This window comes from Sinobacterium caligoides (assembly GCF_003752585.1).
Lineage (GTDB): Bacteria > Pseudomonadota > Gammaproteobacteria > Pseudomonadales > Sinobacteriaceae > Sinobacterium > Sinobacterium caligoides.
On sequence record NZ_RKHR01000004.1, the window covers coordinates 120,475 to 142,431 of the forward strand.

A 21,957-nucleotide genomic window follows, 5' to 3' on the forward strand; every position below is an offset into this window, starting at 1 on the left:
CTCTATTCAGCTGGCGCAAAGAAACAATAACAATGCCCCCTGCACTGCGCTCAGAATGATCAGTTCAACACTCCTGAACCCTGAGAAAATAACGCCCCAACAACGCAAAGGTGGTGATTGAAATAATTACTATAGACAATTCACCAATCAACCCCTGACTTGGCAAGAATAAGTAGCAACTTGCCAATAACGCTGCGGCAATAAGAAACGACGGAGTATAACCAATAACCGACTTGCAAGAGGTACAGGTATGGCGCCAGCGATAGACAATTTTAATGCTGATCTTACTACCACAACGTGGACACTGATAGTTCACTTACCCTCTCCAAGATATTCATTTCATTATAGACTCTAAGAGTAATATAAAATGCACCATGCCGTCCATCTGCGTTATTTCTCTGTGCTATCCAACAAACGTATACAGTAATATTAGCCTATATCATTACAGCTATACTCACTCAGTACACTTCGTACACGGTTACAGCACGCTGAGTCCAAGTATATCGGTGAGGAGCCTGTTGATAGGTATCAAGCTTGCGAACTAAATGGCTACCCAACACTCAAACAGTCGAGTAAGTTTTAACCCCTTTCATGACTTAACAGCTAAATTCCGAGGCTCTCCTTTGTCCCAGCCCCTTATACAGCGCCTAACACTACCCGCGCGGCATTTATTATGCATTTGCAGCTTATTTATCACCATCGCTAGTCACGCTAGCAGTATCGAAGAAAGCCTCGATAAGGCCACCGCTTCACTTCCTGCTGGCTCCCGTGTTTCACTGATCATCCGTGACAATCATGGGCGCGTGTTATTACAGCGTAATAACACCCAACTTATCGCGCCCGCAAGCACACAAAAACTATTCACAGCCCTCGCTGCCTACTACCAATTAGGCAATGCATTCCGGTTCAAAACAACACTAACGCAGAGTAAGAACGGCGACACTGCTATCGTTTTCAGCGGTGACCCTCTGCTTCAAAGGGCTGACTTGCATAGGCTACTCATGCAGGCGCAAGCCAATGGTTTAAAAACAATAAAGGGGGACCTGATTTTAGACGGAAGCATATTCAACGGCCAGAAGTGGAGCCAGGGCCAATCCTGGAGCGACACCAATGTCTGCTTCGCCGCCCCGGCCACAGCAATAAGCTTAAACCACAACTGTGTCAAAGGAAGCATTAGGACCCATGGCGCAGGCCGACAGACCAGTGTCTATATCCCATCCTATGAGCCTATCAGCGTCAGCAGTAATGCCTATACCGTCAGCACCAGCGAAGCCAAAAGGCTTAGCTGTAGCCTCGACCTCGATCACTTCGACAACAACCACTATCAAATCAGCGGCTGCAGTGCCCCACGTAAGAACTTGCTACCGATATCAATCGCCGTCACTGAACCCAGCGCCTATGTCAGCGCTATCATTAGAGAAGAAGCCAAGAAAATTGGCCTGAAAATTAGTGGTGATATTGTCATCGGTAGCGCATCAAACAATGCCAAAACGATCGCCGAACACAGGTCTGAACCACTCCCTTTCTACCTCAAGCGCATGCTAAAAAAATCAGACAACCAAATAGCCGACGCCCTTTTTAAGACTGTCGGCTACCAGTACAGCAACAGCCCAGGCAATAATACCACCGCAACGAAGCAAGCAACGGTACCGGGTAACTTTACCAATGGCGCCAAAGCGGTCCGCGCTATCTTGCTCGAAAATGCTGGTATCGATATCGGCAACGCCTTTATTCGTGACGGCTCAGGCTTGTCTCGTCACAACCTCACTAACGCTGACGCCCTCTTCCAAGTTGTTAGTACGATTGCCTCACTCCACGAAAAAGACCCCACGCTTTATGATGCCCTGCCTATATCGGGTGTTGATGGCACACTACGCTATCGACGAGGTCTCATTAACAAACCTCTCAAGGGAAAGATTCACGCTAAGACAGGACACCTACAAGGGGTTTATAACCTCGCAGGATTCATTACAACCAAGAATAAGCAGCAGCTTCGTTTTGTGCTGCTTATCGACGGCTTCAACCTCTCATCCGAGCAGCGTAAGGCCTACAGCAGAAATACAGCAAAGCACCCTATCAAGGTTTTCTATGAGCGATTTTTTAATGCGCTTTACAACAGCTCACCACGAAAATAACGGTACGCTGCTTTCTTACAGAATCATCATGTTGTCATTTGGCGCGCACCACAAACAGGTAACATGTTGTTTTTTCTAGGTGTCAGGTCAGTATAGAAAAATAATATACGGGGCAAATCAACTAATAGGTATTTACCCCTACAAGACTGCTTGTATTACTTAGCTCGACAGGCATAATGCCCGCCATAGCAAGCGACATGACTACGGGAGTGTCGCCACATGTCTTAATATTTGATACAGAACCACTGAAAAAATGCCTCAACGTCACAAAATAAAACAACTTTCTACTACTTTCACCGACGTTCTCTGCACCAATGGCTGCAAAGAAACCATTGAGTACATTAGCGCTGTAACCCGCTATAAATTACAAAAAAAGCTCTCTTTCATGGATATTGATGGTAGCAACTCGGAGATTGTTGTCTTTGCCAGCAGTAAAGAGCGTATTATTCTAAACGATTCAAAGTTCTGTAAAGAAGTTGTGTTTAGAAACTGTGACCGTAGCACGAGCGACTATATAAACCTATTCATCTAGGCAGATAAAATGATGCCGATTACAGCGTTTGTAGCGGCATCCCATTAAAAAATGCCCCCGTAAGTCAATTAACCTATCCGCCCAGGAAAACACACCACGCCAACCTAACAAACTTATTGTGCCGATCAAAAACCTAACAACTCTCGTTATACTGTTGCCGCGTAAAAAAACGATCCATCAATTAGTTTATAAAAATAACAAAGGGTTTGTGCTGCAAAAAAACACTTTAAAATCAACAGCAAAAGCGACACGCTAAGTTAACTTCCATTAACCTTTATATGCCGCTTGCAACAACACTCAGGAGCTATATACTCATCTTTAACATTAATTAAAATACATATAAGAATACAAACATGACAAACAAGATAAAGAAAGAAACCACTGTTGATACAGTACTGCTTAGAGCCGCATTTATCATCTCTCTATTCGGCTCTTCCATCCTTCTCTACGTCGATGTCTTTTCAGCATCCTAACGCTATTGCCAGATCTATTGAAGCTGCAATATCTTTACTTCATAGCATCATTCTCAGCGTAATCCCCTTTTTCATCTCCTATCACCTTAACAGCCTTACAATGCTGGCAATAAGGTAACAAGGTATGACGAACAACGCTTTCAATGCAGCCCTATTTCGCTATAGGCAGGACATCAAAAATCACGACAGAGCAATATCATGCCGATAGATATCCATTATCCGACGGTATGAACATACCGGCTGAGACTCGTCCTTGCATTGCCTTTCTATAATACGACAGAGCAAGTCACGATCGTGTACCTTCAACGACTGCTTAAAGGCCTGCACATCCAGTCTCGCCCTCCGATGGATCTCTTCCGCACCGCAGCGCCGATAAACGCAGCCCGACTGAGCCTCTGGCGTAACGAAACTCAAACGGAAGCCTTTAGCACTACAACGCCGATAAACACAATTCGCCTCAGCTTTTGCCGCAATAAAGTTCAGTAGCTCGACGACCTGCTCATTAGTACCTTGATAGTGTGTCGGATCGATAAAATGCACAGACGTGTCGAATTCAGGGATGCTCAGCTCAGCACGCACCCACTTCATCGTCCAGAGCATTGTCAGCAGCAATAATCCCGCCAAAAAAAACCAAGCATAGCGCACAGCCACCCCCTTTATTCTTCAGAGTACAAAAATCGTCGCGATAATATTGAAACACTCCCAACAGAAACGAAGAAGGTGAAAAATAACACAACTACACCGCTTAAAAACAATTAACATTTCAACAGGACAGAGATATCAACAGAAGTCGATAAAGCCAAACACTATTACAGAACGATCGAGACACAATAATTACATATATATATTACAGTTATTATATATACAGCTCTAAGACAAAGGGTAAAGCACAATCTTTACGGCGATTTTATTACGAGATATATCAATTAAATTTTTACTAAAAAAAACGTTAGCGAATCGAAGCAGGGGAAAAGTAAGCGTTCAATTGCTCAATAACCTGTTCTTGGCCATGCTGATTAACAATCACTTTGCAATTATCGGCCGGGTATTCAAAATCTAACCTAAGAGCACTGGCACTCGCCCCACTAATACCGCTCTCACGTCGATCCAGTCGATGTAAAATAGAAGCATCCGTTGCCTCCACCAATATCATTTCCATGCCAGGTATTTCTTTCAGAAGATATTCACGATGGCGGCGCTTATAGACTCCCTGCGTAACCACTAGCCGTTCATGCTGAAGTCGCAACTGGTGGATTCTCTCGACGATCACGGCAAAATACTCGTCCCTCATATTGTCGTCAAAAGGTCGATGCTCGCGTAGTGCCCTAATCATCTCTTCGGTCAGGTCGTCATCTGCATGATAAACATACCAGCCGGCGTGATCGCCAATAAGATTGCCGACATAAGACTTCCCCGCTCCCGATAAGCCAAATAGGAACAATATCGGCGGAGCTAATTGCAAATCAAGTTTCTGACTCATAAACGCCTAACAGCTCTCTAGCACTATAATAAGGAAGTAATGATGGTCACGCCATTACTGTAAAGGCCATCCTAACGACACATTAACGGTCTCTTGGAACACCAAATGCGCGCTAGACTCTCATCAAATACCGCCACGGTCAATTGGAAACTACGCCATCACCTCGCCTCAATTTTTATCGACAGTCGCCCCCTTGTCTCTGAATACAGCAATGGCACAAATTACAACTAAAAATCAATGAGTTAACATCGCCGCCAGGCTGTAGCAATATACAGCGACGCCAATCACAACAAAAAAGGCATAAACCATCCAACGCAACATAAACTAGCCAACGCAAGCAGCCTACTGCCCGCAGTAAGCTAAATACTCACCAGCCGCACCGGAAAACAACTTGTATAGCTAAGAAGCTTCGCTATATCAACCGGATGATAGGACACCTTTCTTTTTCAGGCTCATAGGAAAACAATAAATAGACCCCGTCAAACACGCTGGAGCCCCTAGCAAAGACCCTCGCTCCCTCGACACTAAAGCGGTCCGAGTCAATCAGGAGCTCATCCGTATGGATGAGTAGGCTGAGACCATCGTAGCTATCTTGCACCGCCTTTAACTTCCTCTCCTTCTCCACGAGAATCTCATGTAACTTAACAACAGCTTCTCGATAGCGGAAACGAAACAGCTCCTCGATATACCTTGATGGGTTATGCAACTGCGCGTCGATAGCTCGCTCATTCACTAGCTCAGTAATTTCTACCCCTTTAAGCCTGCCGTTAGATAGGCTCACAACAATATCGGGGGGATCCTGCTCACACAGCCCCCAAGCCTCAATTTTTTCACCAAAAACATCACAAAAGTACGGGTAAACTTCCGCAAAGAGACCGCGCTCCTTAGCCGCCTTGTTGTGGAAGTTCCAAAAGGAGGCGTGCTTTCTGCGCAGCGAATCGTTTTTATTTAGGTTGTCGATCAATGTTGCAACAGCATCTTCTTTATCATTCATTATAAAACCCCCAGACGAGACATTATAAAAAATAGAGAAAACAGATAGCCGAGGCGATACTATCATTATCACGCCTACTTACTGCTAAATATAGCGCAGGCAAGCGATTAATCAATTGGTTAGAAAAGAGAGAGACGAATACAAGGCTGAGGCAATGGTCAATAAGCTTAATCACCTTACCATTACTACTAGAAGCTGACTTTTATGTTAAGGCTGTAGAGGCCTTACTAGCATAACTCAGTGGATAAGCATCGCCGACTCATACCTCGAAAGACAGATGCCTGCTCAATTTTTTGCCGTATCAACGCATTGAAACGGCACCGAACGATATAGACAACGTTACCACGCTTAAAAGCTGGAGCCAGGCTCCTGTAGAAATGCGACTTCCTCTGCCGTCGAAGCTCGCCCTAAAACATCATTTCTATGGGGGTAGCGACCAAAACGGTCGATAATAGCTTTATGCCTCAGCTCAAACTGTAAATTGCTCTTCATACCCAGCTCTGTATACAAGGCAACCGCTAGGTGATGAATTGCTGCTGATTCGCTATGCATAAACGGTAAGTATAAGAACCCACGCATCGCAGCAGAGAGCTCTTTGTCCAACCCTAAGCTGATTGCCTCTTGTGCCAACCCTAGCGCTAGCGCGTCATTTGAAAATGATTGTGGTGAGTCTCTATAAATATTTCTCGAGAACTGATCCAACACGATTATTTCAGCCAGGCGCCCCTCTGCGCTCTTTCGCCATCCGTAAAGCTCCCCCTGGGAGGCCTGTTGATGTATTGCTGAAAAACGCTGAGCAATAAGCTGATCGAAGGCTTCGTCCTTCTGCCAGTATTGAGACTCCTCTACTTCTTCAAACCAGAACGTTATAATCTCGTCGTACACGCTTCCTCCTTTGATACTCATTGCTGATAACAGCGTTCAGTCTACACGCCCCAACTATCACTCCAACAGCTGCACACTCCTTACATAAACGCTTATAATCGAGGCAGACAGACTAAAAAATGTGCTGAATAAGCTCTTCGGTTAACGTTAATTATAGTCGCGAAGGCCCGCATCTTATTAGACAGTTTTAGCCACGCACAGCCGTGACGGTTACTTCTATTAAATCATCACCATCAAGATCGACACCTAAGCACGCCCTTTGCGGCCAGCACTCTGGGTCAGTGCCTAGCCATTTGCACCAAATAGCATCCATTTTTGCTTTATCTGCCATTTTGGCGATGTAAACTTGCGCAGAAACAATTCTGTTTTTATTCGATCCCAGCTCTAGCAAGTTTTTTTGAATAATTTCCAGCGTAATCTCTGTTTGTTTTTCGATACCAACAGATTTATCACTGGAGGTTGCAACGGTCCAGACTAGATCCTTATAGGCAGAGGATTTGTTTCGCCCCTCATATTGACCTTGTTTTCTCTCAATCATCAAGCTTCTCATAAATAGTTTAAACGACTAACGAATGTATATTTTAGCGCGCTGATGATTTGTAAGCCACTGATTATTTTTGGGGAGTTCACTAATCATGGCTGTAAACATTCTTAAAACCACGCATAGCCTCAACAACATGAGCGACTACACCAGTACCTAAAAATGAATAACCGTTGTACCGGCTCTTTACTAATGAATCGCTTCGCCTTGCCATTTAATTGACAGCGGCTTACCAGATGCACTACCAATAGCCCCCCTTAACCTTGCCATATTCGCGTTTAGCGGGTTGAATAACCGTTGTGCATTCGATTGGGCGTAGCCGACTCTCCTAGACGACAAATCCTCTGACATGATTGTCAGGTACGTCTTTAGGAACTCATAATCATTCTCACCATTGTTAGGTAAGTAACCATTCTCTTTCAGCTCACCTTTTGTGCCGAGCAGCCACTCTTGCAAAGAATAGCTCGATACCCAGGACTGCATAATGACGAACTTATTTCGGCATTGAACAATAGAAAATGAGTGGCCAAGACCATCGGCATCTACTCGATAGACTTTATCCCTTCCGTGACTCGCAGTAGTATCCATAGCAGATAGCAAGCTTCCTAAAGAGCCAGCCTCACACTTTGCTATCGCTCTCCCTGACAGCGCTTTAGAAACCACTTTTGCACTGATGTGACACTCATGGCACGCTAAGCCACCGCTAGCTTGTACACGTGCTATACACTCAGAAACTGTTGCCATTAAACATCTCCTTTAATATATAAGACGAACTTCATCCTATGAATACAAACCAACGCGCACCTAAAGTTTGATATGTACTATGGCACCACACCCAAACATAGGAAAATTATCATTATTTAACCTATTCAATTAAAAACAACCTTTCCAATACAAAACAGAGTGATAAAAACAAAATCAGCGAAAACATTAATTTTTATAGAGCATTATTTTAATAAAAATAATTTATCAGTGTCGAGTCACCACTTGACACCAAACAGACAGCTTAATCACCAGCCGAGCTAACTCGACCTCACCTGGCTAGCCAAGTAAGTCAGAGACCCAAACGACACCGTTCGCCAGATATATCAGCCAGACAACACAGAGAAAAAAAATGCTAAATGCAACAATAACTTTATCTATAAATTCTTTAATAAACGGCTACTCCAATGCGAAGAAGTAATGTTAAGGTATAATCCCATATAACTAATTATAAAATCACTAAGAGTAGCCATCCTCCCTATATTCTCTACCTGGCAATAACTTATCCTCCATAAAATAGCAAAGAGTACCAAGAACCATTCCTGGAAGAGACACAATACCTGCTGCACACACAGAAAAAATGCCCCAAGAACGAGTAAACGAATCACCCCAAGCATAAGGAAACATCACAGTAATAATCACGTGATAAACAAGCAAAACTAAGCAGGCGAGCAAATTAGCAAGATACAAATCAGACAGACAAGACAACAGCACTTCTTTCGGATAATAACGCTTACAAATAAGATAGATGGAAAGCATCAACAGCGTGGGGAGTGAGACGATGGCCGTCATCAGCACAGCACCTGGCAGGGAGAACATGTCAAACAACACCATGCATAAAAACGTCGCACCCACCACCAAGACAGCACTACAAATATAACCTTTAGATACACGTCCCACTTAAGCAAACCTCTTTTCTTATACTACAAACCATCTCGTCACGAGGAACAGCGCTATAAACATAGCGCTGGTAATAAAATTATGGGTAATAAATATTCACGATTGCAATGGCATTAGCTGGGCGTGCTGAGACAGGAGAACCTGCAGGCATTATTCCCGGCCGAAAAACGATTATTACTAATGGTAAATAACGTTTAACGTTATAGATGGACTACCTATCGACCCTACTGTTGCCTCTTGACCATTATACTCTACCATCTTCGTAAAAAATGTAGCGACATATTCATCTGGGCCCTCTGGCACCGTATTAAGTTCATCTCCCAACTGATAGCTTTGTCCCCCCGCGCCCCAACTTGGCTTGTACTGGATATGAATACCCACGCCATTACGACCTGTAGCAATAGTATCCCAGTCATCTCCTATAACTCCCGAAAATGCCACCGCCGGCGCCGACGCAACCTGCTTACAATGATTTAAACGCACATTGATAACACCTCCACCCGCTGCATTCCTGTCAACTTTTTTAAGCTCCGCGATGCTCACTTCACCAAAGTAAATCGTCGTATTGTCATGGTCATTAACTGTTACCTTACAGCTTCCAGCCACGATCTCTCCAGAAACATTTAGCAGCCTAACGGTAGGGGGAGGCTCATCAGCCCACGACCAACCAGCCACCAAGAAGGCAAAACTGCCCAGCAGCATCGCTAAGCAGTGTTTTCTTCCTACTCTCATTTCATCCACCCTATTAAAAAATAGATTACAGTGTATCAGGGAGCGTTATACCCCACCTGCCTTTAACAAAACTCTTCAAGAAGAATTTTTTACCAACATTTTTAGCAACACTCTTTACAAAAAGTCTTTTTAAGAGAATCTTCTTTAGGAATAACGCCTTTACAAACAGAGCCGCGGTGATAGCCATATCATTCCCACCGAAAATACAGCCTATTATGAAGCCCTCAAATCACCCCAGCACACCCTTAAAAAAACAATAAAAACTATAAACACCTACTCATAGACCGCCCATATTTGCGCAACAGCATTAACCTTTCCGACTTCTGTCACTGTTTTAATCGAGGTTATTCTCGCCTCTAAATTCACTTTAAAATTAGTAACATCTGTCGTATTTTTAAATGCTGTATCGCTATTTATACCTATCTTATTCCCATCTTCAAGAAACTCAATACCGACCTCTTCCGATGGAGCCCCAGTCACCCTTAGCAGCCCGCTACTGTTCAGTTCTTGACCCGCAAGATGTATTGCCACAAGATTTGCTTCAGTGCTTGAACAGGATACTGGTATATCGAACTTCACACTATCTGAAGAGTAATTCGCGTCCGGAAAGTCTTCCAAATTCGCCACAGGAATAACAATACTTATATCACGATCGATTGCGCAAGTTGGTGTTTCAGTACCGCCGCGAAAACTGAGCGTCGCAGTGGTAAGTAGCCCTGCATTTGCGCTTACAACATTCAAGCTAAAAAACAAGGGTAGCAACCAAAGTCGTAAGAATGAGGAGGAAAAAAATAATACTTTCATAATACAACTCTATTCAAAGGTAAAAACATATTGCAGGTTAGCGTCAATATCACCCGGAATAATCGTGTCGCGAAACTGATAATAATACGCATTCAAGTCCAGGATAAACTCATTTGTCGCACTCTCTGTCAGCAATTTTGGCTCGTCATGCTCAATTAATTCTGCTCCCAGCCCTTTCCCCTGTAGCTCGACTCGAACTCCGATACCTCGATCACCTTTACCGTCATAGTTAGTAGGCCTAAAAGTATAAGGGTCACCATAAACATCATCCCAATCACCTATCTGTCGAAGTGCACCAGTCACCTTAGGCTTTCCGGAGCAATCCATCTTGATGGTGAAATGTTTAGTAGGCGTTTTTGTACCGATACCGGAAAAGGTGTCCAGAGGATATTTCCCCAACTCAATACTTTGGTCATGTGTACCATCGATGATAGTGCAGGTCCCCATCACCTTGAGCCCAGTCACTCCAATATCCGATGCAGCGGACTCCCCCTCTAGATGTATGCTTCCCGCGTTAGCGACCTGATATACCCCGGGCTTAATCTTTTTCTTCGTTTTATAAAACTCGTAAACTGCTTGCGCGTGAATCGAAAACTTCTTACCCGCAGGGAGATCAACCGTATTTAATACCGTAGTATGCGTATCATCCTTTGCGCCTCGTCGCTCACCCAAGTAGCGCATTCCGCCCGCATGGCCGGCCCCAGACATGGCCTCTGCCTGAACCTTAACTGCAAAACCAATACCTGAGTCACCAATATTAGTGATAGTCCGACCATCAATCATCACAGTATCGCCAGCTGATTCCACATAAATGTCTTGTGGCCTACCGTCTGAGACACAGCTCATTAAAACAGTACTGCCGCTGGATCCCGCAGTGGTACTAAGGAGCGTTCCTACTGGCGCTCCGGGGGCGGGAGTGATAATACCCACGGCCTGCTGAAGAGGCTGACCAACTTGACAGCTTGCGGCCAGCGAATGGCCGCTCCACAATGCCATAAACAGCGCACTGAAAAGTGAGGATACCAAGCTGCACTGAAACTTATTACCTACTAAATACATTCGACGAACACCTCCTGAATACTAACAGCCTGACCGTTTTCTCCTTCATCCAATTGTGGCAACGTATAATTCGACCGACACTGTTTTTCATCACCATCTCCCCAGCGTACGAGTAAACTGCCCTGTTTTGCTAAACCACTCAAATATACCTGACCATCACTCGACACCATGCCTACTTCTTCTTCATTTCCATCAACAATGACTGTCGCACCAAAAGGCACCGGCTTGCCTGCTTTAGTGAGTGTGAGTAGTGCTCGACTACCGACCTTTGTCTTAAATTCTGCTAACACGACTGCGCCCTGAGTCGGAACAACATCACTAACATTTTGTATAATATCCACGCTTTCACCCAAGCTCTCTGTGTTTAAAGCGACACGTGTTCGTCTATACGGCGATACATAAGGAAGCACTGTATACCCACGCCAATCGGTAGCAACACCATTAGAGTTTTTCAGCCCTACACCAGCGGCTCCCGGAGCACGCACCAACACCGCACTCGTCATGTCAGACATTGAATGTCCAAACGTCACACCGTATGGGTGGGCAACAATAGACCCTTGCGCGCCATAATTTACCTGCTGGCTGGTTCCTGCCGTATAGCTATAGCCTGCATCAAGCTCAGCATATGTTCCGTCATAATTGATGCTCGCTGAGCCACTATTCCTAGTATCACGGTTGCCATAACGTTGCTGTACGCTATAGCCAAGATTGTCACCCTCTAGCGCCGTACCATAAATTCCTGCTGAGTAATTCGTTTCACCAGAATCGTTACTGCTCACGCTTGCTGTCCCGTAACTTCTGTGTTGCAAAGAACCGAGCGGCACATTGACACTGACGACGACCGCGCGAGTTTTGTCATTGTAATAGCTATCTTCGGTTTCGTTATAGCTCACATTTAAGCTCGCCGCACTCCAGCTCTTGCTATACCCCACATTAATATTGCGCTCGTAACCATCTTTAGACCAATAATCCTGCTGATATACCGAGGTATAAAGCGAGCCAGCCGAACCACCTAGCGGTTGATTGAGAGAGAACTGAGCCCTACGACGCCGCTTTCCTCTACCGCCATTAATTTCATCATCCTCCATATAGCCCTGACGCTCAACGGCCTCTTCAAAGCTATAAAACCCCTCGGTCGAGTAACGGTAACCCGCCAAAGCAATTGCCGTTCCTGTCGCCTGAAACGTTTTGGCATATTGAAAACGGTATGATTGACCTTTCAACGTGTATTCTTCAAGCGCAGTATTAGCATGTGTTACATCGAGTGAGATAGAGCCAAAATCACCAAGCCCTAGGCCAAACCCGAGCGCCGCCGCATTATAATTTTCAGCATTTTGCAGGCCACCATAAACAGTCACACCATGCCCAAGGCCGTAAATTAATGTCGACTGACTAAAAACTGGCTCGTCTAAGTCGCTCCAGCTACGGTACTTACCTACAGCAACACCATACTTTAACCTGCCTTCACGTTGCATCACGGGCAAGCTTGCGAACGGCTGAGAAAAACTGTGCTCACTACCATCCGCTTCTGTAATCGTTACCTCCAAATCACCGCCAGAGCTTGGGTATAAGTCATCAATCACAAATTCCCCCGCTGGCACATAGCTTTGATAAATCACTGCGCCACTCTGACGCACGGTCACCTGTGCATTACTGTTTGCTATACCACGTATTGTAGGCGCATAGCCACGTAAGCTGTCTGGCAGCATATTGTCAGCGGACTCCAGTTTCACTCCTCGAAAAGTCAAACTATCGAAGACATCCGAAGGAGTTGAGGCGTCACCCAGGGTGGCTCGCCCTTTAATTGACCTGACATCATGTACTGCATACGTACTCAACGAGCTCCACTCACTCGCGGACTCTTCGTCAGCATAATTCCCTGACGACTGACTCCAGACGCTGTAGTTACGCAACCGCCAACCACCGACGTTAATGCCACTACGAAGGTTGGCATAATAACTATCCTTACGCCCTCCTCCGCTCTCATTCCAACTGTTAGAGCCACTTAAGCTATAGTTTGTCATTAGCACTGGGAGACCATCGTCCCAATACTTTTGTTTCACCAAGCCTCTTGCCTCGCGCTGCATCATTGCCTGAGGGACAGAAACATGTAATTGCTGGTGAGTAAAATCAAAGCGGCTGCTCGCCTGCGGGATATAGGCGCCAAGATCGTCTATCACCTGATTTTCGGGTAACCCTTGCAGCGATGCTACCGCTGCCACATCGACGCCCATCGCTTTCAGTTCTGCGATTGTTAACTCTGGCTGCAACTGACCGTTTTCAGCTTTAATAAAGTTAACATCTCTGGTGTCTTGTACATTCTCATTGAGATATATATCAACCCGATAGACTCCAGGCGACTGACCTCCAGCATCGGAAAAAACAGAAAGATCTATCGACTCCTCATTCGAAAGCCCTAACATTGCAGGACTAAAATACTCTTTTGCATAAAGTCGTGGCGCAGTGAACGACAGAAGCATCATCGCTGCGTAGATCTTCTTGTGATTTCCAAAAACCATTATTACTTACTCCCATCGCCTAGCACAGCCGAGAATAATGGACTAGCCCCACCATAATCATTTATTAACGCCCAGCTCACCTTACCGTTTGCTGCAGCGGGCAACGTGTAGCTCGCAGTCCCTTTCGGCGGTACCATTACACCCGTTGTCACAACATCCGTTACACCAACACTTAATCGAGAAAACGTTAAGTAAAACGGCAATGGATTAGTAACGAACAACTGCTTTCCTCGGCGCTCAAAACTCACATTCTGCCAAGCTGCTCCCTTTATATCTGGAAGACCAGCTGGGCGAAAAAACAATTTAATTCGTGTATTAATGGCAAATTGCAGTGTATTTTTAGCGTCCGGATCTGACGGTGGTATCGCCTTGATGTTCATCCAAAACACAGATTCGCGATCTTCAGGCAGATCGCCTCCTGTACGAATCACTCGCAACTGATTTGCACTTTTTGCCTCCATCCTAAATAATGGTGGCGTTATCATAAACGGCGGTTTTGCAGCATCAGCTTTCTTTCCATCCGCTCCTTTGGCGTCAGCCCAAGATTGAATAAGATACGCGGTGTCATCACCGTTACGCACTGTAATCGAGCTCTCATGCTTCGCACCATCAAACACCAAGCGCGTAGCACCCACTGTAGGCGATGCACTAGCCACACTACTCACAGCCAGCCACAGTCCTATAATTACAGAAATATTTTTCCATACACTATTAATTTTACTTGCCACTGCTGACTCCAGTTACTTTTCAAAGTTAAGTCGATTGTATCTTCAAAAAACCGGCATAGTGATATACCGGTTGCAACTCATAACTCAGATTAGTCTTTGTAGTTGACCGTTAGAGTTGCCACTGTGTTTTCAAACGTTCCAACTTGGGGGGCCCCTCCCTCTTCCGCATGCAACTCAACCTTAAAGTCTTTTTTCCAACCATCGGTATAAGATTCTAACTCATCAGATGGCTCATTCACTGTATAGTCCTTCTCAGTATCCCCTTGCTTAAACTTAATGAATACATCTGTAAGCCCGCTTTCAAGATCACCATTAGTGGTACTAGTTCCATTAAACGTTAGTGTTGGTGCCTGACTTACGCCCTCGCAATCCGTCAATGTTACTGGAAGCGTTATTTTCTGCGGGCTGTAGTGTTCATCCATAATCTCTTTATTAGAGACCGCATCAAATTTAACTATATGCGATGTTTCGTTATTAATATTAACAGTACAACTATCTTGCGTTATTTCTCCTTGAAAGGTGACATGAGACTGCGCCTGCGCGCCCCCCGCCACCAATACGAAAGCTGCTGACCCCAACGTCATCAAGCAACGACTTTTTACACTTTTCATTAAACTCACTCCATCACATTATTGCCGAACGCTTGCTCAGCCTTTATTGCGCGATAAATCACGCTTACTTTATATCTGCACAACTTACTGCTGCACAAACCCAAAATCTCACACACTATTAATTACGCAATTTATTTCTTTCGAAACAACTAAATCACGAAATTTTCTGCATGCACATTTCCTGCACATTTCCTGCACATTTACGCATCCATACACACTCAAGTTACAAACCGCCAGATTCCCTAGCAATCATTTAATGCCAACCCCTTCCCTGTACCCCCTATTTTAAAGGCTGCATAGGTATATCACGCAGCAAACCAACATTATCGCGATCATTTCATTTCACGATATCAGCATATTTTTTTTTATAATTGTATTTACTAAATTTTCCATCAAACCAAAAAATAAAAAAGGCAAGAAGAGAAAAATCGTAATGACGATACAAACTATACGGTATAAAACGGCAGAAAATTTGAACAGAGATCAACTAATAATTTCGTTGAGCTATTAACCAGACGTTGAGCTTGAGACGAGAAACATAGAAAATAATTAATAAATATATTCACAATCAGACAATTAAAGCGGAAGTGAAAAAAGCAAAAAATATGTGGACAGTGTTCACATTTAGGCAAAGTGAACATTACATTATTGCAATAAAAACGTAATATTATAACATTTCAATGTATTCGCCTATCACATTAGCGCATTGGAAAACACGTGAATAACATCTAATTCATTGCGATTTAACTCGAAGAATGTCTCAACGAGTTGCCAATAAGCCTTGGCCCTTGATGCAATGACAAAGCTACCCCATCAACGACATTCAACCTTAACGGAAGAGAAAGGGGTATATAGAGGGCAACACCAGGGAAAATACCTATAACCAGCAAGCAAACTGGCATAAACGGCTAACTAGACTGATAGGTACACAATCTCAAACGTAGGCCGCCTAGATCAGAGCTTACTATTAGCCTTTGCAAGCTCGCAGCTCCGCTCCATCAAGGTACAACCTATCTCACGCTCATTGAATAGCATGAAATTGGGGGTATAAGTCGATAGCTGGAACAAATGCTTTTCAAGCACACGTCGAGACGCTGGGTTATTGTCTAATACTTTCGCGCTTAATCTAAGCTGGTCAAATCTTAGCTCAGCCTCGCTGATCAACTTCGCCAAGCATAAGCTTGCGACACCTTTACCTGTGTGCTGTTTCGCCACACGGTAACCGACCTCAGCACTTTTAGACTCTCTACATATTGCTCTTAGATTAGCTCTGGCGATAATTTGCCCTTCACTCACAAGAACCAAAGGCAGCATCTGTGTACTGACAAATGAAACGATACTTTGCTGAATATGACTACTCACACCTTCTATCGTATAGAAGCTTGCCTCTCTCGGTGCGATAAACGATTCAAACCAGGCTTTGTTTTCAACCTCAAATTGATACAGCTGCCGAGTGTGCTCCTCAGAAAGTACCTCAAACATCATTGTTGGCTACCTAACTTTATTCATTATTTGTCGCTGTAGCTTAACTGACGAGTCACGTGATGAATAGTTACAACTAACAAAGAGCAAGAAAAAGCATAAGTAAGTACTAACACATTTACGCAGGTTAGATCGCAGCAATGAGGCAGCTACTGAAAATCCACTTAGAATACGGCCTCACCCTAGACACCGCCTTTACGGATAGCGTAAATGGCGTGATCGAGTATTTTATCACCAACCTTTTCTCGGTTAGTGATCACTCCCTCTAGGCGCATGTTCAATCGCTCGCAGACCGCCCTACTGGATACGTTGCTCTCTGCGACAGCTATTTGCACCTTTTCCATGGCCAACTCTGTCAATGCGTAGTCGATGAGATAGCGACAAACACGCGTAATGATTCCATGCCCCTGATATTGCTCACCCAGCCAATAACCAATTTCAGCGACTTTTAATAGCTGATTAATACTATTAAAACCTGAGCTACCTACAATCTCACCGCGATACTCTATCGCACAATTCATGCCCGCCCCGTCAGCATAACGATGGAGTGAGGCCCTCACAAACGCACTAAAATCACTTTGTGTTTTACAGAATCTTGGCCACTCGAGCCACTCCGATAGATAGTCTCTATTCTCTTCTACCAGCACAACATACCTATCAGTAAACGACTCGCTCACTAGGTACAAGTTAATTTCTTCATCTACCGACAGCTTAAACAACGCAGTTACCTTTTACTTTTATTATAAACAGCGACTAATAACACTCGCGATGGCCGTGTTGAAACTCAGCCATCAGCGAACAATACTAATAATCCAGACAACAATAATATTAGCCATCAGCTCTCAAGATTTGATCCATTACCCAGCTTGTATGCGTCGCCGTGGCGCCGCTTGACGGGTGTTCACAGCCTGAGAAAAGTTGCTTTGCTATATTATTAACATGGTACAACTGAATGTTTTGTGGGTTTTCAATATGAATCTCTTGTTGCCGAGTAGGCTGGGAGAGAGTAATTGGCTGCTCATCAAAGACAGAAAACGATAGCTCCCCATCACTACCGTAAATCGTGACGGCATCCTTTCTTGAAAAACCTCCAAAATTCCAACTGCCCGCACCAGTAGCACCGCTCTTATGCGCCCAACAGGCGGAGACAGCGTCAAGCGAGGAATATAATCCTTGCTGATTAGAGCCAACACCTCGAACCACCTCAAATTCACCGAGCAAATAAGCAAAAAGGTCCAAGCCATGACTCGCCAAGTCATCGAAATACCCTCCTAAAGCTATATCTTTATCCGTACGCCAATTATATTTTCGCGACAAATCAATGTCATTCGCCGGCTTATTTAAGTGCCAACTAATATGCCTAACGATGCCAATACTGCCACTTTCGAGCAACTCCTTCACCTTGTTAAAACGAGGCAAAGATCTGCGGTAATATGCAACAAAAAGTGGGACTTTTGCTCGTTCAAAAGCCTCTAAGATCTCTTTACTATCTTCATAGGTTGGGGCAATTGGTTTTTCTATACAACACACTTTGCCTGCCTCGGCTACGCGTAATGCATATTGTTTATGGGTATCAGGAGGGGTTGCTATATAGATCGCATCAATTGATTCATCATTAATAAGGGCATCAGCACAGCAATAGTACGCTTCAACATTATGTCGTTGAGCGTAATCCTTAGCTAACGACTTGCTTCTTCTCATTACAGCAGCCAACTGAAACCCATTCGTTTTTTGATAAGCGGGGCCGCTCTTTACCTCTGTAACTGCACCACAGCCGATGATCCCCCAGCGAATACTTTTCTTCATCACCCCCTCCAAATGGCCCTTAAAAGTAACACGATCCTATCATTTTAACGCCTACCTATCCAAAGAATAGAGCTGATCTATCGTGCAACGCTCTCGCGCCTCCTGTGCTTCCACGCCAGACAGCTTCCCATCCACTGGCAAGCCAGAGCCTCCTTGTGAACTCAACCTGACTTAGTTCACCCTATACTTCGTCACTAACCCCATGTGATCAGACAACCAGACTGCCGGGTGGGAAGAAAACACATAAGACTCTATTGGCTCTAAGGTTAACGAGTTTCCATCCTTGTGAAATATATAATCAATACGATCGGATTTTTTGTGCGCATAGGCGCCAAACGTCTCCCCTGGGTAGCTATTCACATCACTATGTACAGATCGATAACTATCGACAAAACCGCTGTCGTGAATATAGCTGGTGATAGGTAATCTCACGTCGGCATAATCCTGATAGCTTTCTCTGCTGTTGTTCTGTAGGTCCAAATATGAGACTGAATTCAAATCGCCACCCAATATCGTTAGGTTAGCCGCATCCGGATTATTCTCCTGTGCTTTAACTAGCTCTTCCTCTACAAAGAATAATCTACTTCTCTCATGCTCAAGCACAACCTCAATAGGCTTGTGTAACGCAATATCAGCGTCACTGGCATCGTTGGCACTGGGATGTGACAACAGTACATCGATATCCTCTCCTAGTTCATCACTGTGAACTCGAATACCCACTTTCTTATCATTGGGGCCATGACCCGCTGCAAAAAGTTCTTTTTTAATGTCATAGCGCGTTAGTATTGCTGGATAATAACGACAATTGAGTGGGCCATCAGGGTCATTTTCTACATAGGCACGACGGTAATTCCAATGCAACTCTTCAGCAACCGCGGGAGCATTCAGTGAACCCTCCGTTAAAAAGACAATATCTGCCCCTTTATCGCGAATCAGCTCTGCAATGTAGTGTGAGCCATGAATAGGCGCTGTATTAGTCCCGCTCTTATTGGCCGACCAGACATTAAACTCCATCGCTGTGATAGTTGAGACATCATGCTCAGCAGGTGCCGTATGAAAACTGAAAGTATCGCTAACCAATTGATTGGCAGTAACGCGCCAAAAATAATCTACATCGGCCTCTAGACTTGGTAGCACTAGCCTTGTCTCGTCGGTCGTCTCCAAGTAGACCTTGTTAACAAAGCCCTTATCCGTTGCAACTTCTACCTGATACTCCGTCCCGGATGGCTGCATCGCCTCATGTGTTGCCCACTCCAACGTCAACGCAGAGTACGGGACATTATTCATCCCACGTGACGGCGTTGGACGATAAACAGGAGCTACCACTGCGCGGCCTTTAAGATCAAGGCCGACAATTGAGTTAATTTGCTGCTGATCTAGCATACCAATAAACTGACGAACATCATCCAGCTCCATGACTAACGAGTTGTCGTTGCCACCAACTGTTACTGAGCTAGCCGTTGAATAATCATTAGGAACCTTATATACCTCTTCACCGTTAATATAGACATGCTCAAAGTCATCATCCGAAGCAATAATAAGACTCATCCAGCCTGATGACATACTCTGACCGAGAGGGATATCCACAGGCTCGCCCTCCTGACGCTGCGGATCCCTGGAGTCATAAAACAGCTCACCTTTCTTGTTAACCTTAAGCGTGCCTATAGCGGTTTGAAAGACTATGAGCTTACTGTTTTCGTTAGCATCAGGATAAAAAAGCTCTTTCGGCCTCACCTTAATGCTGTAGCTGCTCTTATAAGTAGCATCTGCCGCACCAAAGGTAAAAGAACCTTCACGCTCAGTAATCTCCAACGTGCCGCTATCAGTAAACTGTGAGGTATTGTCCCCGCCGCTGTCCCGACTCGCAGGCGTCGGCATCGAATAAATATGCTGATTGGTCAAGCCATCGGCAGGGTCAGAGAATGCATAATGAGCAAGCTCAGTCACATCAGAGGTCGCATCAACCCTTCTATCATCTGATGACGAATGATCATTACAGGCCACCAAAAAAAGAGTAACAAAGCTTAAAGATAAACGACAAACAACCTTATTCACCATCAAAACCTCAAATAAAACACAAATAAAACACAAATAAAGAAAGCTAAACGATCAGTTACAAAACCAACAACAAGCACACAGCTTACTGACGACCACAACACAGATCTTTACAACGTGATTCGGAAAGACAAAATCAAGATAGAAAATACTATCAGCACCAAATTAAGCTTTAATGACAAAGAATTGGGGTGTCAAATACAGAACGATCGTACAGACAATAGTGTCGCCGCAGTATCGACTCACAACGATAAAAACATCATCGGGCTGCCAACCTTACCAAGATGATACAGGAGAAAATGATACGCTATTTGACCACAGAGAATTTATTATTAAACAATCGAACAGGCTCTATAGTATAAAGAGGGTATGTCACTCATATAACCGCTAATAATTACAAGCTATAGCACCCGTGACTTATTAAAAATCACCTTCGTGCATAGCAAGAAACCAACAAAAGGCATCACTACAAACACATAGATTAAAATAAAAGGTACAAAATACAATGCAGCAACGCCGATGCCATCCAGAAAGGTCGCCACAAACAATGGAACAGCAGCATATCCGATCACATGAAACAGGGTTAAGGCTGCGAAACTCTTTAAAATAGTACTAGGTGCCGCCAACACCTTAGGCCAAGTCAGCGTCATCCAAAACGCCACTATCGATAACAACATAAAAATTGCAGCTAGGAAGTAGTGAGTATTCGTTTTACCGTCCCAAAAGATCATTATTATTGGGGCCATTATCAGCCAGCGTTTAACTTCAAAGCTCAACCAATATTTAAACACCACACTACCCCCCTCTTCCTTTCATTTTATATCGATCTATTTTCTACAGAATTTATCAACAAAGACCTTCGTGCTTAGAAAATAACCAACAAGGGAGACGATAAACAGGTAAAGAATTACGAGAGGGAAGAAAATCAGTAGCCACCCCATACCCTCATATCCCAGTATACATAGAGGCAGCACATAACCTACAACGGCCTGAAATAGGATAAATACTACAAAGCTCTTTACAATATCTCTAGGCACCGTCAGTAATTTACTCCGAACTAATACAAACCAATAAGCACAAAATGATACGGCTATCGCAACTAAGCATATGCCAATATAGGCACCCTCTAAATCAGCAGGCTCGAAATATGGAATCAAGATCCAACTTATAAAGGCTGGCCCACCCCACATCAGATAACAAATAGATGCTAAAACTGCCCATTTAATTGCCTCAAATGCCAACCAACTTTTAATCATCACCCCACCCTATTCTTTCAGTTCAACAACCTGCAGGCAGCATTTAACCCTTTGGCGTACTCACATCATGCACTTAAGTTAAAGGCTATCTTATTTTTAGTAGCTAAAGAGGGATTTGTGCATTTTATTTGACGCACACCAAAAACTGTCATAGCCCCGGCAAATGAAAAAATCAGGCTAGCCCTTATGAGCACAACCCATCC

The 21,957-nt window shown here is 44.3% G+C and carries 22 protein-coding genes; 2 read left to right on the top strand and 20 right to left on the bottom strand.

What is annotated here, in order from left to right:
- Nucleotides 1–64: 64 nt before the first annotated feature.
- Entirely contained in the window at nt 65–316 is a 252-nt protein-coding gene (locus EDC56_RS19780; RefSeq protein ID WP_211333601.1) for a zinc ribbon domain-containing protein, read from the bottom strand.
- 307 nt (nt 317–623) lie between these two features.
- Between EDC56_RS19780 and dacB the strand changes: the two genes are divergently transcribed.
- Together dacB and EDC56_RS07295 are read left to right on the top strand one after the other, a co-directional pair.
- Nucleotides 624–2,135, top strand: a complete 1,512-nt coding sequence (gene dacB / locus EDC56_RS07290; RefSeq protein ID WP_162844118.1) for a D-alanyl-D-alanine carboxypeptidase/D-alanyl-D-alanine endopeptidase — start codon at nt 624–626, stop codon at nt 2,133–2,135.
- Between the two features lie 253 nt (nt 2,136–2,388).
- Nucleotides 2,389–2,667 (top strand): hypothetical protein, encoded by a 279-nt coding sequence (locus EDC56_RS07295; RefSeq protein ID WP_123711896.1) that lies wholly within the window; start codon nt 2,389–2,391, stop codon nt 2,665–2,667.
- Nucleotides 2,668–3,320: 653 nt separating this feature from the next.
- Here EDC56_RS07295 and EDC56_RS07300 read toward each other — a convergent pair.
- The 19 genes from EDC56_RS07300 to EDC56_RS07385 form a co-directional block, all read right to left on the bottom strand.
- Nucleotides 3,321–3,791, bottom strand: coding sequence for a hypothetical protein (locus EDC56_RS07300; RefSeq protein ID WP_123711897.1), 471 nt, complete (start codon nt 3,789–3,791; stop codon nt 3,321–3,323).
- 298 nt (nt 3,792–4,089) lie between these two features.
- Nucleotides 4,090–4,620, bottom strand: a complete 531-nt coding sequence (locus tag EDC56_RS07305; protein ID WP_123711898.1) for a shikimate kinase — start codon at nt 4,618–4,620, stop codon at nt 4,090–4,092.
- Between the two features lie 412 nt (nt 4,621–5,032).
- Complete coding sequence (locus tag EDC56_RS07310; protein WP_148059345.1) at nt 5,033–5,614, bottom strand: hypothetical protein; 582 nt, start codon at nt 5,612–5,614, stop codon at nt 5,033–5,035.
- 348 nt (nt 5,615–5,962) lie between these two features.
- Nucleotides 5,963–6,499 carry a DUF924 family protein gene (locus EDC56_RS07315; RefSeq protein WP_245980662.1) on the bottom strand — a complete coding sequence of 179 codons (537 nt, stop codon included), beginning with the start codon at nt 6,497–6,499 and terminating at the stop codon, nt 5,963–5,965.
- A 187-nt stretch (nt 6,500–6,686) separates the two neighbouring features.
- Nucleotides 6,687–7,037, bottom strand: coding sequence for a Rid family hydrolase (locus EDC56_RS07320; RefSeq protein ID WP_123711901.1), 351 nt, complete (start codon nt 7,035–7,037; stop codon nt 6,687–6,689).
- A 192-nt stretch (nt 7,038–7,229) separates the two neighbouring features.
- On the bottom strand, nt 7,230–7,784 hold the full coding sequence (locus EDC56_RS07325; RefSeq protein ID WP_123711902.1) for a hypothetical protein: 555 nt from the start codon (nt 7,782–7,784) through the stop codon (nt 7,230–7,232).
- A 477-nt stretch (nt 7,785–8,261) separates the two neighbouring features.
- On the bottom strand, nt 8,262–8,702 hold the full coding sequence (locus EDC56_RS19435) for a hypothetical protein (RefSeq protein WP_148059346.1): 441 nt from the start codon (nt 8,700–8,702) through the stop codon (nt 8,262–8,264).
- Between the two features lie 177 nt (nt 8,703–8,879).
- Entirely contained in the window at nt 8,880–9,434 is a 555-nt protein-coding gene (locus EDC56_RS07330; protein ID WP_123711903.1) for a fimbrial protein, read from the bottom strand.
- A gap of 273 nt (nt 9,435–9,707) precedes the next feature.
- The gene (locus EDC56_RS07335; protein ID WP_123711904.1) at nt 9,708–10,238 is read right to left on the bottom strand and encodes a fimbrial protein; all 531 of its coding nucleotides are present in this window, start codon (nt 10,236–10,238) and stop codon (nt 9,708–9,710) included.
- Between the two features lie 9 nt (nt 10,239–10,247).
- The gene (locus EDC56_RS07340; protein WP_123711905.1) at nt 10,248–11,297 is read right to left on the bottom strand and encodes a fimbrial protein; all 1,050 of its coding nucleotides are present in this window, start codon (nt 11,295–11,297) and stop codon (nt 10,248–10,250) included.
- The gene (locus EDC56_RS07345; protein WP_211333602.1) at nt 11,288–13,816 is read right to left on the bottom strand and encodes a fimbria/pilus outer membrane usher protein; all 2,529 of its coding nucleotides are present in this window, start codon (nt 13,814–13,816) and stop codon (nt 11,288–11,290) included. Before EDC56_RS07345 ends, EDC56_RS07340 begins: the two co-directional genes overlap by 10 nt.
- A 2-nt stretch (nt 13,817–13,818) precedes the next feature.
- The gene (locus tag EDC56_RS07350; RefSeq protein ID WP_211333603.1) at nt 13,819–14,544 is read right to left on the bottom strand and encodes a fimbrial biogenesis chaperone; all 726 of its coding nucleotides are present in this window, start codon (nt 14,542–14,544) and stop codon (nt 13,819–13,821) included.
- Nucleotides 14,545–14,633: 89 nt separating this feature from the next.
- Nucleotides 14,634–15,155, bottom strand: coding sequence for a fimbrial protein (locus tag EDC56_RS07355; RefSeq protein ID WP_123711906.1), 522 nt, complete (start codon nt 15,153–15,155; stop codon nt 14,634–14,636).
- A 954-nt stretch (nt 15,156–16,109) separates the two neighbouring features.
- Nucleotides 16,110–16,640: a GNAT family N-acetyltransferase gene (locus EDC56_RS07360; RefSeq protein WP_123711907.1), complete on the bottom strand. Its 531-nt coding sequence runs from the start codon at nt 16,638–16,640 to the stop codon at nt 16,110–16,112.
- Nucleotides 16,641–16,819: 179 nt separating this feature from the next.
- Nucleotides 16,820–17,356 (bottom strand): GNAT family N-acetyltransferase, encoded by a 537-nt coding sequence (locus tag EDC56_RS07365; protein ID WP_123711908.1) that lies wholly within the window; start codon nt 17,354–17,356, stop codon nt 16,820–16,822.
- Nucleotides 17,357–17,465: 109 nt separating this feature from the next.
- On the bottom strand, nt 17,466–18,443 hold the full coding sequence (locus tag EDC56_RS07370) for a Gfo/Idh/MocA family protein (protein ID WP_123711909.1): 978 nt from the start codon (nt 18,441–18,443) through the stop codon (nt 17,466–17,468).
- Nucleotides 18,444–18,614: 171 nt separating this feature from the next.
- Nucleotides 18,615–20,501, bottom strand: a complete 1,887-nt coding sequence (locus EDC56_RS07375; RefSeq protein ID WP_123711910.1) for an endonuclease/exonuclease/phosphatase family protein — start codon at nt 20,499–20,501, stop codon at nt 18,615–18,617.
- 398 nt (nt 20,502–20,899) lie between these two features.
- Nucleotides 20,900–21,292: a hypothetical protein gene (locus EDC56_RS07380; protein ID WP_123711911.1), complete on the bottom strand. Its 393-nt coding sequence runs from the start codon at nt 21,290–21,292 to the stop codon at nt 20,900–20,902.
- 33 nt (nt 21,293–21,325) lie between these two features.
- Nucleotides 21,326–21,754: a hypothetical protein gene (locus EDC56_RS07385; protein ID WP_123711912.1), complete on the bottom strand. Its 429-nt coding sequence runs from the start codon at nt 21,752–21,754 to the stop codon at nt 21,326–21,328.
- Nucleotides 21,755–21,957: the final 203 nt, after the last annotated feature.

Coding starts and splice junctions, on each gene's coding strand:
- EDC56_RS07375 (WP_123711910.1), bottom strand. CDS start 20,501: ATGGTGAATAAGGTTGTTTGTCGTTTATCTTTAAGCTTTGTTACTCTT.
- EDC56_RS07320 (WP_123711901.1), bottom strand. CDS start 7,037: ATGATTGAGAGAAAACAAGGTCAATATGAGGGGCGAAACAAATCCTCT.
- EDC56_RS07305 (WP_123711898.1), bottom strand. CDS start 4,620: ATGAGTCAGAAACTTGATTTGCAATTAGCTCCGCCGATATTGTTCCTA.
- EDC56_RS07295 (WP_123711896.1), top strand. CDS start 2,389: ATGCCTCAACGTCACAAAATAAAACAACTTTCTACTACTTTCACCGAC.
- EDC56_RS07385 (WP_123711912.1), bottom strand. CDS start 21,754: ATGATTAAAAGTTGGTTGGCATTTGAGGCAATTAAATGGGCAGTTTTA.
- EDC56_RS07335 (WP_123711904.1), bottom strand. CDS start 10,238: ATGAAAGTATTATTTTTTTCCTCCTCATTCTTACGACTTTGGTTGCTA.
- EDC56_RS07310 (WP_148059345.1), bottom strand. CDS start 5,614: ATGAATGATAAAGAAGATGCTGTTGCAACATTGATCGACAACCTAAAT.
- EDC56_RS07360 (WP_123711907.1), bottom strand. CDS start 16,640: ATGATGTTTGAGGTACTTTCTGAGGAGCACACTCGGCAGCTGTATCAA.
- EDC56_RS07345 (WP_211333602.1), bottom strand. CDS start 13,816: ATGGTTTTTGGAAATCACAAGAAGATCTACGCAGCGATGATGCTTCTG.
- EDC56_RS07370 (WP_123711909.1), bottom strand. CDS start 18,443: ATGAAGAAAAGTATTCGCTGGGGGATCATCGGCTGTGGTGCAGTTACA.
- EDC56_RS07330 (WP_123711903.1), bottom strand. CDS start 9,434: ATGAGAGTAGGAAGAAAACACTGCTTAGCGATGCTGCTGGGCAGTTTT.
- EDC56_RS07325 (WP_123711902.1), bottom strand. CDS start 7,784: ATGGCAACAGTTTCTGAGTGTATAGCACGTGTACAAGCTAGCGGTGGC.
- EDC56_RS07340 (WP_123711905.1), bottom strand. CDS start 11,297: ATGTATTTAGTAGGTAATAAGTTTCAGTGCAGCTTGGTATCCTCACTT.
- EDC56_RS07355 (WP_123711906.1), bottom strand. CDS start 15,155: ATGAAAAGTGTAAAAAGTCGTTGCTTGATGACGTTGGGGTCAGCAGCT.